Annotated in this window: 16 protein-coding genes and 4 pseudogenes; 10 read left to right on the forward strand and 10 right to left on the reverse strand. The window is 60.3% G+C overall.

The genetic code is table 11. The features are described from left to right. Positions 1-290 precede the first annotated feature (290 nt). The 3 genes from ACYZT3_RS19340 to ACYZT3_RS19350 all read left to right on the forward strand — a co-directional run bounded on the left by ACYZT3_RS19340 (position 291) and on the right by ACYZT3_RS19350 (position 1,030). Positions 291-419: a hypothetical protein gene (locus ACYZT3_RS19340; protein WP_282376402.1), complete on the forward strand. Its 129-nt coding sequence runs from the start codon at positions 291-293 to the stop codon at positions 417-419. A gap of 66 nt (positions 420-485) precedes the next feature. Then, on the forward strand, positions 486-713 hold the full coding sequence (locus ACYZT3_RS19345) for a DUF6555 family protein (RefSeq protein ID WP_008152143.1): 228 nt from the start codon (positions 486-488) through the stop codon (positions 711-713). 38 nt (positions 714-751) lie between these two features. After that, positions 752-1,030, forward strand: coding sequence for a hypothetical protein (locus tag ACYZT3_RS19350; RefSeq protein ID WP_282376398.1), 279 nt, complete (start codon positions 752-754; stop codon positions 1,028-1,030). A 26-nt stretch (positions 1,031-1,056) separates the two neighbouring features. Here ACYZT3_RS19350 and ACYZT3_RS19355 read toward each other — a convergent pair whose 3' ends face one another. The 3 genes and pseudogenes from ACYZT3_RS19355 to ACYZT3_RS19365 all read right to left on the reverse strand — a co-directional run. After that, positions 1,057-1,221: a metallothionein gene (locus tag ACYZT3_RS19355; protein ID WP_282376397.1), complete on the reverse strand. Its 165-nt coding sequence runs from the start codon at positions 1,219-1,221 to the stop codon at positions 1,057-1,059. 72 nt (positions 1,222-1,293) lie between these two features. Beyond that, positions 1,294-1,740: a DMT family transporter gene (locus tag ACYZT3_RS19360; protein ID WP_462030487.1), complete on the reverse strand. Its 447-nt coding sequence runs from the start codon at positions 1,738-1,740 to the stop codon at positions 1,294-1,296. Positions 1,741-1,747: 7 nt separating this feature from the next. Beyond that, positions 1,748-2,077: pseudogene (locus ACYZT3_RS19365) on the reverse strand (DMT family transporter); the annotation flags it as partial. Between the two features lie 28 nt (positions 2,078-2,105). On the opposite strand from ACYZT3_RS19365, the pseudogene ACYZT3_RS19370 reads away from it, so the two are divergent. Continuing rightward, positions 2,106-2,561 (forward strand): annotated as a pseudogene (locus ACYZT3_RS19370) (substrate binding domain-containing protein); the annotation flags it as partial. Positions 2,562-2,715: 154 nt separating this feature from the next. Here the strand turns inward: ACYZT3_RS19370 and ACYZT3_RS19375 are convergent. The 3 genes and pseudogenes from ACYZT3_RS19375 to ACYZT3_RS19385 all read right to left on the reverse strand — a co-directional run bounded on the left by ACYZT3_RS19375 (position 2,716) and on the right by ACYZT3_RS19385 (position 5,788). Beyond that, positions 2,716-3,537: a methyl-accepting chemotaxis protein gene (locus tag ACYZT3_RS19375; protein WP_371922184.1), complete on the reverse strand. Its 822-nt coding sequence runs from the start codon at positions 3,535-3,537 to the stop codon at positions 2,716-2,718. A gap of 36 nt (positions 3,538-3,573) precedes the next feature. After that, positions 3,574-4,398 (reverse strand): annotated as a pseudogene (locus ACYZT3_RS19380) (cache domain-containing protein); the annotation flags it as partial. Between the two features lie 73 nt (positions 4,399-4,471). Next, positions 4,472-5,788, reverse strand: coding sequence for a Na+/H+ antiporter family protein (locus tag ACYZT3_RS19385; RefSeq protein WP_282376643.1), 1,317 nt, complete (start codon positions 5,786-5,788; stop codon positions 4,472-4,474). Between the two features lie 1,336 nt (positions 5,789-7,124). On the opposite strand from ACYZT3_RS19385, the pseudogene ACYZT3_RS19390 reads away from it, so the two are divergent. Then, positions 7,125-7,271 (forward strand): annotated as a pseudogene (locus ACYZT3_RS19390) (HAMP domain-containing protein); the annotation flags it as partial. 102 nt (positions 7,272-7,373) lie between these two features. Continuing rightward, positions 7,374-8,129, forward strand: coding sequence for a methyl-accepting chemotaxis protein (locus ACYZT3_RS19395; protein WP_462032400.1), 756 nt, complete (start codon positions 7,374-7,376; stop codon positions 8,127-8,129). 94 nt (positions 8,130-8,223) lie between these two features. Here ACYZT3_RS19395 and ACYZT3_RS19400 read toward each other — a convergent pair whose 3' ends face one another. From ACYZT3_RS19400 to ACYZT3_RS19415, 4 genes are read right to left on the reverse strand one after another with little or no spacing between them, the layout of a single operon-like run. Beyond that, positions 8,224-9,537: a sensor histidine kinase gene (locus tag ACYZT3_RS19400; protein ID WP_462030488.1), complete on the reverse strand. Its 1,314-nt coding sequence runs from the start codon at positions 9,535-9,537 to the stop codon at positions 8,224-8,226. After that, the gene (locus ACYZT3_RS19405; RefSeq protein WP_282376391.1) at positions 9,534-10,202 is read right to left on the reverse strand and encodes a response regulator transcription factor; all 669 of its coding nucleotides are present in this window, start codon (positions 10,200-10,202) and stop codon (positions 9,534-9,536) included. The genes ACYZT3_RS19400 and ACYZT3_RS19405 overlap by 4 nt, the downstream gene beginning before the upstream one ends. A 3-nt stretch (positions 10,203-10,205) precedes the next feature. Further along, positions 10,206-10,529, reverse strand: coding sequence for a PepSY domain-containing protein (locus tag ACYZT3_RS19410; RefSeq protein ID WP_282376390.1), 324 nt, complete (start codon positions 10,527-10,529; stop codon positions 10,206-10,208). After that, positions 10,529-10,837 carry a PepSY domain-containing protein gene (locus ACYZT3_RS19415; RefSeq protein ID WP_282376388.1) on the reverse strand — a complete coding sequence of 103 codons (309 nt, stop codon included), beginning with the start codon at positions 10,835-10,837 and terminating at the stop codon, positions 10,529-10,531. Before ACYZT3_RS19415 ends, ACYZT3_RS19410 begins: the two co-directional genes overlap by 1 nt. A gap of 175 nt (positions 10,838-11,012) precedes the next feature. Between ACYZT3_RS19415 and ACYZT3_RS19420 the strand changes: the two genes are divergently transcribed. The 4 genes from ACYZT3_RS19420 to codA all read left to right on the forward strand — a co-directional run bounded on the left by ACYZT3_RS19420 (position 11,013) and on the right by codA (position 14,943). Beyond that, positions 11,013-12,092 (forward strand): patatin-like phospholipase family protein, encoded by a 1,080-nt coding sequence (locus ACYZT3_RS19420; protein ID WP_282376386.1) that lies wholly within the window; start codon positions 11,013-11,015, stop codon positions 12,090-12,092. Between the two features lie 93 nt (positions 12,093-12,185). Beyond that, positions 12,186-12,542, forward strand: coding sequence for a 6-carboxytetrahydropterin synthase QueD (queD, locus tag ACYZT3_RS19425; protein WP_081744008.1), 357 nt, complete (start codon positions 12,186-12,188; stop codon positions 12,540-12,542). 83 nt (positions 12,543-12,625) lie between these two features. After that, a complete protein-coding gene (locus ACYZT3_RS19430) occupies positions 12,626-13,456 on the forward strand; it encodes an alpha/beta fold hydrolase (RefSeq protein ID WP_462030489.1) in 831 nt (276 codons plus the stop codon). Positions 13,457-13,695: 239 nt separating this feature from the next. Continuing rightward, on the forward strand, positions 13,696-14,943 hold the full coding sequence (gene codA / locus ACYZT3_RS19435; RefSeq protein WP_282376382.1) for a cytosine deaminase: 1,248 nt from the start codon (positions 13,696-13,698) through the stop codon (positions 14,941-14,943). Positions 14,944-14,981 lie beyond the last annotated feature (38 nt).

Here is a 14,981-nt window from a genome sequence, read left to right on the forward strand (position 1 = left end):
TGCCACAACGGCCATCATGGCCTAGTACCGATCCACACGCGAATCAAGACTGCGACGGTTAAAAAAAACCGTATCACTCCCGATACACGTTAGTTGACCCTCGCAAACCCAACGGTTTAATTACATTAATACGTTAATACTTCGGTGCACGAGGCTCTGGACCAGGCTTGACGGGGAATCCGTTGGTGCAGGAGATTTTGAAGAACTGGTCGGCGTGGGAGACAGGCGTTCCCGAGGCTTGACTGTGAACAGAGTATCTACAGGGATGGAATGACGACCGAAGGTAGATATTGCGCATCTGCATCGGTGTCACTCAGGTCTGGGTGGGCGGCAAGGCCATGGACCGCAATCATTGGGGGTTTCAGAGATTGCAGGGTAACGAGCCACCAACCTTGTCGCTACTGGCGGCATTCATCTGACAATCCGAGTGAATTTTCGGTAACCCAGACGATCCTTGTATTACCACAGGGAGGAATACGGGCTCTATGAACAACGCAAAACTTTTCGTCATTGAATACACCCTTCATGGCGCGCCCAAGTCTTTCATCATCCGCCTGGACAAGATGGATAACGCGGAGGCCTGGCATTGGGCGAGTTGCGACGCGGGGGTCGGAAGAATCCCTCGCTTCGGTCGAGAGAAGGTGCAAAAAACCAGCAAGCCGATGGCGGAAAAATTCGGCGTGGAAAACGTCAAGTGGCGGCCGGCGAATTAACGGATGGCGCAGCTTTGGATAGTTGGAGGGATCGGCGCATGAAAACCACGCAACTCACTCGCACGGCACACCTCGACTACGGCCTCGATACGCTGTTCGGTCGAATCACCAAAAGTGCCGAGTGTCAGGTCGGCCTTGAACAAGTCGAGCATGACCCGACCCGCTTCGCACTACGCATCCAGTCCCCTATACCGCAAGATCTGGAACAGGCAAAGACGGTGTTGGTGAAGGTGGATGGACGACGACTCAATGGAATCATCCGCCATACCGAACGGCTGGAAGATCAAAGTCTGAAACTGGAAGTGGAGCCCGAATAGGCTCCACGTTCTGTGCGTGGCTGATGTCAGCCTTTGGCGCACTTGCAGCCCTTGCTGGCACATTCTTCGCCATGTTCGTGGTGCTTGGCGCAAGCTTCACAGCAATAGTGCTTGCCGTGGCGTGCGATCGGGTGCTCGCCCAGTTTGCAGGAGCATTTGGGGCAGTCGCATTTACTGTCACTGTTGATCATGTGTCTGACTCCAGGGTTGTGGTCGTCCGGGTCTCGCAAATACGACCCGTACCACCAGTGTAGGAGCTTGCGTCAGCCCTGCCGCGTACTGCTGCGATACATGAACACCAACGCCAACGCGAGACACACCATTGCCAGCATCCGGCTACTCGACAACTCGATCGCCGGGTTCCCCAGCCAGCCGAAGTTGTCAATCAACATCCCCATCCCCAGTTGCCCGACGATCGCCGCCACCGCCGTGCCGACCCGTGGCACCGCGCCGACCATCACCATCATGTACACCACCCCGAACAGCGCGCCGCTGAGCTGCCATTTCGGCACGTCCAGCAAACTCACGGCATGGGCCGGCTCGAAAAACACGATCAGCAGCCCGGTGGTCACTGCACCGACCACGAAGGTCAGCAAACTGCTGCGCAACACGCCGACCGTTTCGCCCAGCCGCCCATTGATCGCCGCCTGGACACTCAACACCGCACCGGCGGCCACGACCACCGCCAACAAAATAATCAGATTCATCATCAACCCAAGCGATCAGAACAAGTGCCACGACAATCAGCAACAAAGCCAGCCAACGTTCACCGTTGACCTTTTTGCGTGTGGCGCCGAACCAGCCGAAGTGGTCGATCAACACGCTTTTGCCGACCTGCCCGGAAAGGATCGCGATCATCGTCATGGCAATGCCGATGTGCGGCGTGGCCAGGGTCAGCACGATCACGTACATCGGCCCGAGCAAACCGGCCTCCACGGAAAGGCCCATACCGGCCAGAATCACCAGCGGCAGCAGCAACAGCCGCAACCCTGGCCGGGTGGTCGGCGAGGCGACAACGCCAACGTCGTCGATTGAAGAAGTGTGCATAGAGAAAACCTGCCTGAAGTAAACAATGGCGCGCATTCTGGCGCCCCATCGCTTTCAAGTCGCCGCGAGCCCGGCCTATTTGGAGCGTCACGGCACACCGCAACATCCCGAAGAGCTGGCAGCGCATCAGTGCCTGGCCTACAAAGGCGTGACCGGCCAGCAACGCTGGTTTTTCCGCAAGGATCAGCAGGACTGGACGCCCTACTCGGTGAAGGGACCGATCACCGGCAACCACGCCGACACCCTGACTCAAGCCGCCGAACAAGGCTTGGGGTTGGTGATGTTTCCATCGTGGCTGATGGGTGAAGCGGTGCGCAACGGCACGCTGGTGCCGGTGCTCGGGGCGTATCAGGTGTCCAACAGCCTTGAACCGCAGATTGCCGTGCTCTGGCCCGGCAGTCGACGGTTGTCGGTGAAGGTGCGGACGGTGATCGATTTCTATGTTGAGTGTTTTGGGGCCGTACCGTATTGGGACAGGCTGTAACCCCCTGTAGCAACTGGCGCAGCCTGCGTTCGGCTGCGCAGCAGTCGTGAAATCAGGCAGCGCGGTGTATCAGGTAAACCGCGAGCACAGGGTTTACGACTGCTTCGCAGCCGAACGCAGGCTGCGCCAGCTGCTACAAGGAATGCGTCGCGGCTCAGATGCGGAACTGACCCACCAGTTTGCCCAGGCGTTGACCGAGGTCGGCGAGGCTGCGGGAGGTCTGGGCGCCGAGTTGGGTTTCATCGGCCACGCTGTCCACGGCCACGGCGATCTGATGCACGCTGCGGTTGATCTCTTCGGCCACGGCGGTTTGCTCTTCGGCAGCGCTGGCGATCTGCGCGTTCATCGAATTAATGGTACCGATCAGTTGGGCCATGGTATCCAGCGACGCACCCGCTTCGTTGGCCTGAGCGGATGTGCCGTCGCCAGCCTCGCTGGAGCGGCGCATCGCTTCCACGGCCGATTGGGTACCGGCCTGCAAGCGGTCGATCATGCCCTGGATTTCCTGAGTACTGATTTGCGTGCGACTGGCCAGCGCTCGGACCTCGTCAGCGACCACGGCAAAACCACGACCGGCCTCACCGGCGCGGGCGGCTTCAATGGCGGCGTTGAGTGCCAGCAGGTTGGTCTGTTCGGCAATCGAACGGATCACGCCGAGCACGCTGACAATCGACGACACGTCTTTTTGCAGGCTGTCGAGGGACACGCCGCTGCTGCGAATGTCGTCCACCAACGCATGAATCTTCACAATGCTGCCGGCGACCACGCGCTTGGCCGCCTGGCCTTCTTCGTCGGTCTGCTGGGCAGCCACCGCCGCGTTTTGCGCACTCTTCGCCACTTCCTGGGCCGCCGCCGACATTTGGTTGATCGCCGTGGCGACCTGATCGGTCTCGTGACGTTGACGTTCCATCGCCTGATCCGAACGCTGGGCCTGGTCGGAGACCTGATTCACCAGCCCGGTCAGTTGCGAGGTCATTTCGGTGATCTGGCGCACCAGGCCGTGGATCTTGTCGACGAAGCGGTTGAACGAGCCGGCCAGTTCGCCGAGTTCGTCCTGGCTGGTGATGGTCAGGCGACGCGTCAGGTCGCCCTCGCCCGCCGCAATGTCATCAAGGTTGGCTTTCATCAGGTTCAGCGGACGCAGGATGGTGTTGGCCAGCAGCAGCCCGGCGGCGGCGATCACCAACAGTACCACCACAGCAATCCCGACGATGCTCAGCACCACGCCTTGCATCCGCTCCTGAACCTTGGCCTCAACCAGCGCGACTTGCGCTTCGATGCCGTCAAGGTTCACCGAAGTACCGACGGCCATGTCCCACTTCGGCAGGTATTCGGTGTAGCTGAGTTTAGGCACCAGCACTTGGGTGTTGCCGGGCAGCGGCGAGCTGTATTGCAGGTAGTGAGTGCCATCCTTGGCGACTTTCACCAGGTCGCGGTTGACGTAGACGCCGTTCGGATCGCGGTTGTCCTTGAAGCTCTGGCCCACGCCTTCCGGGCTGCTGGCCTTGAACAGGCGCACGGTGTTGGAGTCGTAGCCGAAGAAGTAGCCGTCCTTGCCGTAGGTGATGCTCGACAGCAGCTTGACCACCTGGGCCCGCGCTGCGTCATCACCGGGGGCGGCCGCATCGTAGAGCGGTTTGATCGTGGTCATGGCCACGGCGACGTAGCTTTGCAGCGTCGCCTTGGCATCGCTGAGCAGGCGCTGGCGAGTTTCCTCGACTTCCTTGCGGGCCTGCTCCTGCAGAATGAACAGCGTGGTCAGGCTGATGACCAGCGCAAAGAGCAACACCGGGAGGATGGCAAGGGACAGGACTTTAGCCTTCAGGCTCATGCGCATACGGTTCACTCTTTTGATTTTATTGGCGTGGTTAAAGGCTTTAACGGCATGCCGGATCAAAAGTTGAATGCGGTTACAGGACCATCGCAGCCACCCAACCAAACGCCAGCAGCGGCAGGTTGTAGTGCAGGAAGGTCGGCACCACGGTGTCCCAGATGTGGTGATGCTGGCCGTCGATATTCAGACCGGAGGTCGGGCCGAGGGTCGAATCCGAAGCTGGCGAACCGGCATCGCCCAACGCGCCGGCGGTGCCGACGATGCTCACGATCGCCAATGGGCTGAAGCCCAGTTGCACGCACAACGGCACGAAAATCACCGCCAGAATCGGTACGGTGGAAAACGACGAGCCGATGCCCATGGTCACTAACAGGCCCACCAACAACATCAGCAACGCGCCAATGGCTTTGCTGTGGCCGATCCATGAAGCCGATGTTTCGACCAGCGTTTGCACTTGCCCGGTGGCTTTAATCACTTCGCCAAACCCGGACGCGGCGATCATGATGAAGCCGATCATCGCCATCATTTTCATGCCTTCGGTGAACAGGTCATCGGTGTCGCGCCACTTCACAATGCCCGAGACCGAGAAGATCAGGAAACCCGTCAGCGCGCCGATGATCATCGAGTCCAGCAGCAGCTGAATGATGAACGCTGCTGCGATAGCCAGACCGGCCACCATCAGGCTCAGCGGGTTGTACTGCACCGCGACCTGTTCGACTTGCTCGATCTTTTCCAGGTCGTAGACGCGCTTCTTGCGGTAGCTGATAAACGCCGCCGCGAGCCCGACGACCATGCCCAATGCCGGAATACCCATGGCATGGGTGACGTTGATGCCGCTGATGTCCACACCGCTACGGGCGACGTTGGCCAGCAGGATTTCATTAAGGAAGATGTTGCCGAAACCCACGGGCAGGAACATGTACGGCGTAATCAAACCGAACGTTATGACACAGGCAATCAGCCGGCGGTCCAGCTGCAGCTTGGTCAGGACATACAACAGTGGCGGTACCAGCAACGGAATAAAGGCGATATGTATCGGCAAGATGTTCTGGGACGCGATGGCCACCACCCACAACAAACCGATCAACAGCCATTTGACCTGACGGCCACCGCTGGCGTGCTGACGGTCGACCATCAGCAAGGCTTTGTCTGCCAGGGCATGGGCCAGGCCGGACTTGGCAATGGCCACGGCGAAAGCGCCGAGCAAAGCGTAGGACAACGCGACCGTCGCGCCGCCACCGAGGCCGCTGTTGAAGGCTTTCAGTGTCGCGTCGATGCCCAGGCCACCGGTCAAACCACCCACCAGCGCGCCTACGATCAGCGCGATTACTACGTGCACGCGGGACAGGCTGAGGATCAGCATGACGCCAACCGCGGCAATTACTGCATTAATCATCGTTACCTCAAGGCAAACGGAATGAGCCCGGCCGGCAGTCTGCAAAGAGCCGCCAGCGGATTAAAGAGAGGGTTTTATTAGAGGGCGCGCACTTTGAAGGAAGCAGCCGCAAGCTGCAAGCCTCAAGAAAGCCGATTTGCCGCCGCTACAGTGCAAAGTCTCAGATATTTACCGAATAAAGGACGTCTCCATGTCGCTCAGACAACTTTCCATTCAATGGAAAATCACCCTGCTGGCCGGGCTTTGCCTGGCGGGTATCGTGACCCTGCTGGTGGGTCTTTCGCTGTATCGCATGGAGCACAGCTCCGCGCTGGTGAAAGCCTCGAGCATGGAGATGCTCACCGAAGCCGCCCAGGCCCGGATCGAATCCCAGGGTGAAAACCAGGCGCTGGGGATTCGCCAGCAGTTCATGGATGCCTATCAATATGGCCACGGCTTTTCGCGTCAGGTGCTGTTCCTGCGCGACCAGGCCGAGAAGCGCTTCCTCGATGCCTTTGACCTGCGTGAAGACCTGACTCGCCAGGTCAAGTCGGCCCTGCAAGCCAACCCGGAACTGCTCGGTCTGTCGCTGGTGTTCGAAGCCAATGCGTTGGATGGCAAGGACGATCTGTTCGCTGGTCAAACGGAGCTGGGCAGCAACGACAAGGGCCGTTTCGCCCTTTATTGGTCGCAACCGACTCCGGGCAAGGTGACGTCCATGGCGCTGCCCGAAAGCGACATGGCCGACACCCGCACCGGCCCCAGCGGCGAACCGGCCAACGCCTGGTTCACCTGCCCGCGCACGACCCTCAAGCCCTGCGTGATCGAACCTTACTTCTATGTGATCGATGGCCAGAATGTGCTAATGACCAGCATCGTTTTCCCGCTGATGGTCAACGGTAAAGTCATCGCTTCGCTGTCGGTGGACATCAACCTCAACAGCCTGCAAGCCATCAGCCAGAGCGCGAGCAAGAAGCTCTATGACGGCCAGACCAACGTCAGCATTGTTAGCCCGGTCGGTTTGCTGGCCGGCTACAGCCCGGACGCCAGCAAGCTCAGCCAGCGCCTGGATGCCGTGGACAAAACCAACGGTGCCGAGCTGATCCGCCTGCTCGCCGCCAGCAGCAAGACCGAAAGCCTGCACAATAATCAACAGCTCAAAGTGCTGTCGCCGTTCCAGCCAATTCCCGGTGGCAAGTCCTGGGGCGTGCTGCTCGATGTGCCGGAGAAAGTCCTGGTCGGCCCAGCCGAAGCGCTGAAAAAACAACTTGATGACAGCAACACCGCCGGCACCCTGGTCGAACTCGGCCTGGGTGTGCTGGCCGCGTTGATTGGCCTGTTGCTGGTGTGGCTGATGGCCCGCAGCGTGACCAAACCGATCCTGGGTGTGGCACACATGCTCGAAGACATTGCCAGCGGCGAAGGCGATCTGACCCGGCGCCTGGCCTACGACAAACAAGACGAACTGGGCCAATTGGCCGGCTGGTTCAACCGCTTCCTCGACAAGCTGCAACCGATCATCGCCGAGGTTAAACGCTCGGTGCAGGATGCGCGCAGCACGGCGGATCAGTCGTCCGCCATCGCCACGCAGACCAGCGCCGGCATGGAACAGCAATACCGTCAGGTGGATCAGGTCGCGACCGCGTCCCACGAAATGAGCGCCACGTCTCAAGACGTCGCTCGCAGCGCAGCGCAAGCGGCACAGGCGGCGCGGGATGCGGATCAGGCAACCCGTCGCGGTTTGACCGTGATCGACCGCACCACCACCAGCATCGACAACCTCGCCGCCGACATGAGCGCGGCGATGGTTCAAGTCGAAGGCCTGGCGGCCAACAGCGAGAAGATCGGCTCGGTGCTGGAAGTGATTCGGGCCATCGCCGAACAGACCAACCTGCTGGCGCTTAACGCCGCCATCGAGGCCGCTCGTGCCGGTGAAGCCGGACGCGGTTTTGCCGTAGTGGCCGATGAAGTGCGCAACCTGGCACGCCGGACCCAGGAGTCTGTCGAAGAAACCCGTCTGGTGATCGAGCAGTTGCAGAGCGGCACGCAGGACGTGGTCGGCTCGATGAACAACAGCCACCGCCAGGCTCAGGGCAGTGTCGAGCAGGTGGGTCAGGCGGTGACCGCGCTGCGGCAGATTGGTGAGGCGGTGACGGTGATCAGCGACATGAACTTACAGATTGCTTCTGCTGCGGAAGAGCAGAGCGCGGTGGCTGAGGAAATCAACAACAATGTGGCGACCATTCGGGATGTGACGGAGTCGCTGTCGGAGCAGGCCAATGAGTCGGCGCGGGTGAGTCAGTCGCTCAATAGCCTGGCGAATCAGCAGCAGAGTTTGATGGATCAATTTCGCGTTTAACCCCCTCAAATGATCGTTCCCACGCTCCGCGTTCCGCTTCTGGAGGTGACGCAGAGCGTCACGGGATGCATTCCCACGCAGAGCGTGGGAACGATCAGCGCTTGGGCAACTCGATCATCACCTTCAACCCGCCCCACTCACTCTCCTCCAACCGCAACACCCCGCCCCACGTATCAACGATATCCCGCACGATCCCCAACCCCAACCCATGCCCATCCGTCTGTTCATCAAGCCGAGTCCCCCGGCTGAACACCTGATCGCGCTGGTGTTCGGGAATCCCCGGCCCATCGTCTTCCACGCTTAACTCAAACCCTTCGGCCGTCTCGACCACGCTCAACCGAACCTCGGCATCCGCCCACTTGCAGGCGTTGTCCAGCAGGTTACCGAGCAGTTCGAGCAAATCCTCACGGTCCCACGGCAGTTGCAAACCGGCCGGTGCACGGTAGCTGAGTTCAAGATGCTCACCATGGATCATGTTCAACGTCGCCAACAACCCCGGCAATTGCGCATCGCAATCAAATAACGCCCCCGGCAGCGCATCGCCGGATAACCGTGCGCGATTGAGTTCACGATTGAGTCGTTGCTGGACCTGCTCCAGTTGTGCCTGAATCACCTTGCGCAGTTCCGGATGCGCGTCGAGCTTCTCGCTTGAGGCCAGGCTCAACAACACCGCCAGCGGGGTTTTCAAGGCGTGGCCGAGGTTGCCCAGCGCATTGCGCGAGCGCTTGAGGCTGTCTTCGGTGTGAGCGAGCAAATGGTTGATCTGCGCCACCAGCGGTTCAAGCTCTACCGGCACCTGATCATCGAGTTGCGAGCGCTGGCCCTGCTGCAACTGGGCGATCTGCTCACGAGCCTTTTCCAGTGGGCGCAAGGCGCGGCGCACGGTAATCCGTTGCAGCAGCAGAATCAGCAGCAACCCCGCCAATCCCAGACCGAGACCCACCTGTTGCATACGCAGGAAGCTCTCGCGAACCGGCGTGTAATCCTGGGCCACGCTGATCGAAATTGATTGGCCGAGCCGTCGATAGTCCGACCGCAGCACCAGCAATTGCTGCCCTTCCGGCCCCAATTGCAGGTTGCTGTGCAGGCCGGCATGGTCGAGGCGCGGCATGTCCTGATCCCATAGCGAACGGGAGCGCCAATGGCTGTCGGCGAAGTCGATGCGGAAGTAATGCCCGGAAAACGGTCGCTGATAGGCCGGTGACAGGTGCCGCTCATCCAGCTGCAACCCCTGCGGCCCACGCACCAGCGCCACCAGCAGGTTTTCGCTGTCGTTGCGCAGGCCGGCTTCGAGGTAGCGCTGCAAACCCATTTCAAACAGCCACAGGCTGGTCTGCGCCAGCACCAGGCCGACGATCACCATCACGCTGATCAGCCCCAGACTCAAGCGGCGCTGGATCGACCTCACTGGGCTTGCCCGCCGAACAGGTAACCCTGGCCACGACGGGTTTCGATAACGCTGCGCCCGAGTTTGCGCCGCAGGTGGTTGACGTGGACTTCGAGCACGTTGGAGTCGCGCTCGGTTTCACCGTCGTAGAGGTGTTCGGCGAGGTGGCTTTTGGAAAGAATCTGCTCGGGGTGCAGCATGAAATAACGCAGCAGACGGAATTCAGCGGCGGTGAGCTGAATGTCGGCGCCGTCGCGGGTCACGCATTGACGGCCTTCGTCCAGGTGCAGTCCGGCAGCCTTGAGTGTCGGCTGGTTGGCATGGCCATGGGAGCGGCGCAACAGCGCCTGGACCCGCAAATGCAGCTCTTCGGGGTGGAAGGGTTTGGTCAGATAGTCGTCAGCGCCAGCCTTGAGGCCTTCGATCCGTTCGGCCCAGGAATCACGGGCGGTGAGGATCAGCACGGGGGTGGCCAAGCCACCGGCCCGCCATTGGCTCAGCACGTCGAGTCCTGGCAAACCTGGCAGACCGAGGTCAAGGATGATCAGGTCATAAGGCTCGCTGCTGCCCTGATACACCGCATCGCGACCGTCGGCCAGCCAGTCCACGGCGTACCCCTGCCGATTGAGGCCGGCCATCAATTCGTCGGCCAGCGGCACATGGTCTTCCACCAGAAGCAAACGCATCGATCAATCTTCCTTGTCTTTCAATAACTGGCCAGTGGTGGCGTCGAGGTCCAGTTCGCGGACCACGCCGTCGGTGGTCAGCAGCTCGACTTCATAAACGTAGACGTCGTGTTTTTCTTCAAGCTCGGCTTCCAGCAATTTGGCCCCGGGATAGCGGTCCAGCGCTTGCTGCAACAGCTGCTCCAGCGGCAGGATCACGCCCTGTTGACGCAGGCGCAGGGCCTCGTCCTGATCCAGGTCGCGGGCCATGACCACCGAGCAAAAAGCCAGAAGCGCCAGGGCCATTCGACCGCTCGCGCACCGATGTGAAAAAGAAGACACCTTCATTACGTATCCTGATGATCCTTGAGAACCTGCCCGCTGACAGCGTCCAATTCCAGGTCCCACTCAAGGCCCTGTGGGTCGCGCAATTCCACCTGATAGATGTACTTGCCATACTCTTCTTCCAGCTCGGTTGCGGTGACCTTGGCGTCGGAATGTTTGGCCAGAGCGGTGGCGTTGAGCTTCTCGAAAGACACAATGGTACCCGCGTCACGCAGTCTCAGGGCTTCGTCGGGGCCGAGGTCGCGAGCGTGGGCAATGCTGGCGGTCATGCCAATGATGGACGCGGTGAACAGGGCAGTCAGGGTTTTCATGGGGTGTCTCCGTTTTTTTTGTGTGTTGCCGGTGTAAGCCACCTTAGCGATCTGAACTTAACTGAAACTGAATTGCCATCATTGGTCATGACAACCTGACATCAATATCAGGCAGCTACATTGATCGGGTGCGACGCGTTTATAATCCGCACGTTCGCCAACTATTGAGACCGGCATGACCGCCATCCACATCAAGTTCCCCTCCCTGACCCTCAAGGCCGGCCCTCGCGCCTTCGCGCGCATCCGTGAAAACGGTTTGAGCGCCGCCGATGTCGGCACACTGCCAGGTGCCGCCGGTGGTCCCAAGGCGTTGGGGATTCAAGGTCTGGACCTGGCGTTGTTCGGTGAATGGCTACCGGCGGCGCCCCGGGAACGTTCGCTGATCGGTGCGTCGGTGGGTTCCTGGCGCTTCGCCAGCGCTTGTCTACCGGATGCCGCCGAAGGCATCCGTCGCCTCGGTCACCTCTACACCGAGCAAAACTTCGCCAAGGGCGTGACCATGGCGCAGATCAGCCAGAGCTCCCGGCGCATGCTCGATGACCTGCTCGATGGCCGCGACGCCTCGATTCTGGACAACGCTCATTACCGACTGAACATCATGCTGGTCAAAAGCCACGGCTTGTTGGCGGACGATCATCGCGGCCGACTGGGGCTGGGCCTGTCAGCGGTGATCGCCGACAACCTGCGGGGGCGTGCGCGGTTGTCGCGGCATTTCGAGCGGCTGATCATCCACGATCCGCGCCGGGCACCGCCGGTCAATGCACTGAACGATTTCCCCTCGCGCTTCGTTGCGCTGCAGGTCGGCAACCTGCGCCAGGCCTTGCTCGCCTCGGGCTCGATCCCGATGGTGATGGAAGGCGTGCGTGACCTGCCGGGCGCAGGTATAGGGACATTTCGCGATGGCGGTCTGCTGGACTATCACCTCGACCTGCCCTACAGCGGCAACGACATCGTGCTCTACCCGCATTTCACCGACCGGGTCATTCCCGGCTGGTTCGACAAGACCCTGCCGTGGCGCCGCGCTTGTCCTGCGCGTTTGCAGGATGTCCTGTTGCTGTCACCGTCGAAAGAATACCTGGCGCGCCTGCCCTACGGCAAACTCCCGGACCGTAACGACTTCAAGCGCTTCATGGGCGATGCCCCGAGCCGGCAGAAATACTGGCGCACGACGATGGATGAAAGCCGCAGGCTCGGTGACGAATTCCTCGAACTGGCCGCCAGCGGTCGCCTCGGGGAGCGCTTGCTGACCCTTTAGTCAGTGTTTTCCCGCAATGCCAAACGCAAACTGTTAAACTCGCCGCCTGCCCAAATCGCTGCGGCGATCGCCACCTGACAGAGCTCAAACCCCTTGGAAATCTTCAAAGAATTTACCTTCGAATCCGCCCACCGCCTGCCCCACGTGCCGGAAGGCCACAAATGCGGCCGCTTGCACGGTCACTCGTTCAAAGTGGCGATTCACCTTAGCGGCGACCTCGATCCGCACACGGGCTGGATCCGCGACTTCTCGGAAATCAAGGCGATCTTCAAGCCGCTCTATGAGCGCCTGGACCATAACTACCTGAACGACATTCCCGGCCTGGAAAACCCGACCAGTGAAGTCCTGGCCAAATTCATCTGGAATGAATTGAAGCCTCTGCTGCCGGAACTCAGCGCGATCCGTATCCACGAGACGTGCACCAGCGGCTGTATCTATCACGGCGAGTAAGCCAATAGATCAAAAAAACCACCGAGACCGGTGGTTTTTTTATGCCTATGCTTTTGGCTCGAACACGCCAAGAGGACACGCGCATGACTGACTGGCCGCTGGCTCAGACCTATCGCTTCAACAGGCACTCCGTTCGCTACGCCGTACGGGGCGACGGTCCGTCGTTGGTGTTCGTACATGGCACGCCCTTCTCTTCTTATGTGTGGCACCGAATTGCGCCGCACTTCATCGCCACGCACCGGGTGCATTACTTCGACCTGCTGGGCTATGGGCAATCGGAGAAAATCGAGGGCGATGTGTCGCTGGGTGTGCAAAACGACCTGTTGGCTCACTTGCTGAATCACTGGGGGCTTGGGCGACCAGACGTCGTCGCTCACGACTTCGGCGGCGCCACCGCCCTGCGTGCTCACCTGCTGAACGGCAAGGACTACCGCAGCCTGACGTTGATTGATCCTGTGGCGCTGACGCCCTGGGGTTCGCCGTTTGTGCAGCATGTGCGTCAGCATGAGGCGGCGTTCAGTGGCCTGCCTGATGACATTCAACAGGCGATCGTGACGGCCTATCTTCGCGGGGCGATCAAGCGTGAAATCCCGGACGACGAACTCGCGCCTTACGTGCAGCCGTGGCTGGGCGATCCGGGGCAAGCGGCGTTCTATCGGCAGATCGCGCAGATGGATGAGCGTTATACCCGTGAGGCCGAAGGGCTGTACCCGACGATTCGCTGCCCGGTGCAGATTCTTTGGGGGGAAGACGATCAGTGGATTCCCATCGAGCGTGGGCGGGCGTTGCATCAAATGATTCCAGGGTCGCAATTTCACCCCATTCCCAATGCCGGGCATTTGGTTCAGGAAGATGCACCGGAAGCGATCGTCGCGGCGTTGCTGCGGTTTTTGCTGCAACACAAATCCTCTTGACGAAACAAAATCCACTGTGGGAGCAAGCTCGCTCCCACATGGGTCCTGTGTTCCGTCAGCGGCACCGCTTTCGAGCCCTCCCCGGGCCAAGTCTCCCTGCTCGACTAAAATAACTACTCCAATCCACGTTTGGCACGACCCCTGCAACACTCCCCGGCGCGGTGATCAGTACGTTGCCGGCGTGCTGGGTGCCCGTACTGCCAACGCACCATTACAAGATCTATAAAAGGATTCGCCTGATGCACATCATCAACGCCCGCCTGCGCAACCAAGATGACCTGCATGAATTGCACCTGGAAAACGGCCTGATCAGCAGCATCGCCCGACAGACCGAAGCACCCACCCTGGGCCCCGATGATCTGGACGCCGGCGGCAACCTGGTGGTGCCGCCCTTCGTCGAGCCGCACATCCATCTCGACGCAACGCTCACTGCCGGCGAGCCGCGCTGGAACATGAGTGGCACGCTGTTCGAAGGCATCGAGTGCTGGGGCGAGCGCAAGGTGACGATCACCGAGGAAGACACCAAAACCCGTGCCAAGAAAACCATCCAGACCCTCGCCGCCCACGGTATCCAGCACGTACGCACCCACGTCGACGTCACCGACCCGCAGCTCACTGCGCTGAAGGCGATGCTCGAAGTACGCGAGGAAAGCCGTCACCTGATCGACATGCAGATCGTTGCGTTCCCGCAAGAAGGCATCGAGTCGTACCGCAACGGTCGGGCGTTAATGGAAGAAGCGATCCGCATGGGCGCCGATGTGGTCGGCGGCATTCCGCATTTCGAGTACACCCGCGATCAAGGCGTGAGCTCCGTGAAATTCCTGATGGACCTGGCCGAGCGCACCGGTTGCCTGGTGGATGTGCATTGCGATGAAACCGACGATCCGCACTCACGCTTTCTGGAGGTGCTGGCCGAAGAAGCCCGCAGCCGCGATATGGGCTCGCGGGTCACCGCCAGCCACACCACGGCCATGGGCTCTTACGACAACGCTTACTGCGCCAAACTGTTTCGCCTGCTCGGGCATTCGGGGATCAGTTTTGTCTCCTGCCCCACCGAAAGCATTCACCTGCAAGGGCGCTTCGACAACTTCCCGAAACGCCGGGGCGTGACCCGAGTGAATGAATTGCTGGAAGCGGGGATGAACGTGTGTTTCGGCCAGGATTCGATCGTCGACCCGTGGTATCCGCTGGGCAACGGCAACATCTTGCGAGTGCTCGAAGCGGGTCTGCACATCTGCCACATGCTCGGTTACCGCAACCTGCAAAGCGCGCTGGACCTGGTCACCGACAACAGCGCCAAGGCCATGAACCTCGGTGATCGGTATGGACTGGAACGCGGGCGGCCGGCGAATTTGCTGATTCTGTCGGCGGACAGCGATTACGAGGTGATCCGCAGCCAGGGCCTGCCGCTGTATTCGGTGCGTGATGGCAAGGTGTTGATGAAACGGCAGATGCCAGTGGTGGAGTTTTATGGCGGTTTGAGCTGAGGTTTGCGTTGATTGGGCTTGCCCGCGATGGCGCCGGA

Source organism: Pseudomonas sp. MDT1-16 (genome assembly GCF_054898115.1).

Bases quoted from the DNA above. Each gene is read 5' to 3' on its own strand.
- ACYZT3_RS19345 (WP_008152143.1), top strand. From the start codon at position 486: ATGAACAACGCAAAACTTTTCGTCATTGAATACACCCTTCATGGCGCG.
- ACYZT3_RS19350 (WP_282376398.1), top strand. From the start codon at position 752: ATGAAAACCACGCAACTCACTCGCACGGCACACCTCGACTACGGCCTC.
- ACYZT3_RS19355 (WP_282376397.1), bottom strand. From the start codon at position 1,221: ATGATCAACAGTGACAGTAAATGCGACTGCCCCAAATGCTCCTGCAAA.
- ACYZT3_RS19360 (WP_462030487.1), bottom strand. From the start codon at position 1,740: ATGATGAATCTGATTATTTTGTTGGCGGTGGTCGTGGCCGCCGGTGCG.
- ACYZT3_RS19375 (WP_371922184.1), bottom strand. From the start codon at position 3,537: ATGACCTCGCAACTGACCGGGCTGGTGAATCAGGTCTCCGACCAGGCC.
- ACYZT3_RS19395 (WP_462032400.1), top strand. From the start codon at position 7,374: ATGGAACAGCAATACCGTCAGGTGGATCAGGTCGCGACCGCGTCCCAC.
- ACYZT3_RS19405 (WP_282376391.1), bottom strand. From the start codon at position 10,202: ATGCGTTTGCTTCTGGTGGAAGACCATGTGCCGCTGGCCGACGAATTG.
- ACYZT3_RS19410 (WP_282376390.1), bottom strand. From the start codon at position 10,529: ATGAAGGTGTCTTCTTTTTCACATCGGTGCGCGAGCGGTCGAATGGCC.
- ACYZT3_RS19415 (WP_282376388.1), bottom strand. From the start codon at position 10,837: ATGAAAACCCTGACTGCCCTGTTCACCGCGTCCATCATTGGCATGACC.
- ACYZT3_RS19420 (WP_282376386.1), top strand. From the start codon at position 11,013: ATGACCGCCATCCACATCAAGTTCCCCTCCCTGACCCTCAAGGCCGGC.
- ACYZT3_RS19430 (WP_462030489.1), top strand. From the start codon at position 12,626: ATGACTGACTGGCCGCTGGCTCAGACCTATCGCTTCAACAGGCACTCC.
- codA (WP_282376382.1), top strand. From the start codon at position 13,696: ATGCACATCATCAACGCCCGCCTGCGCAACCAAGATGACCTGCATGAA.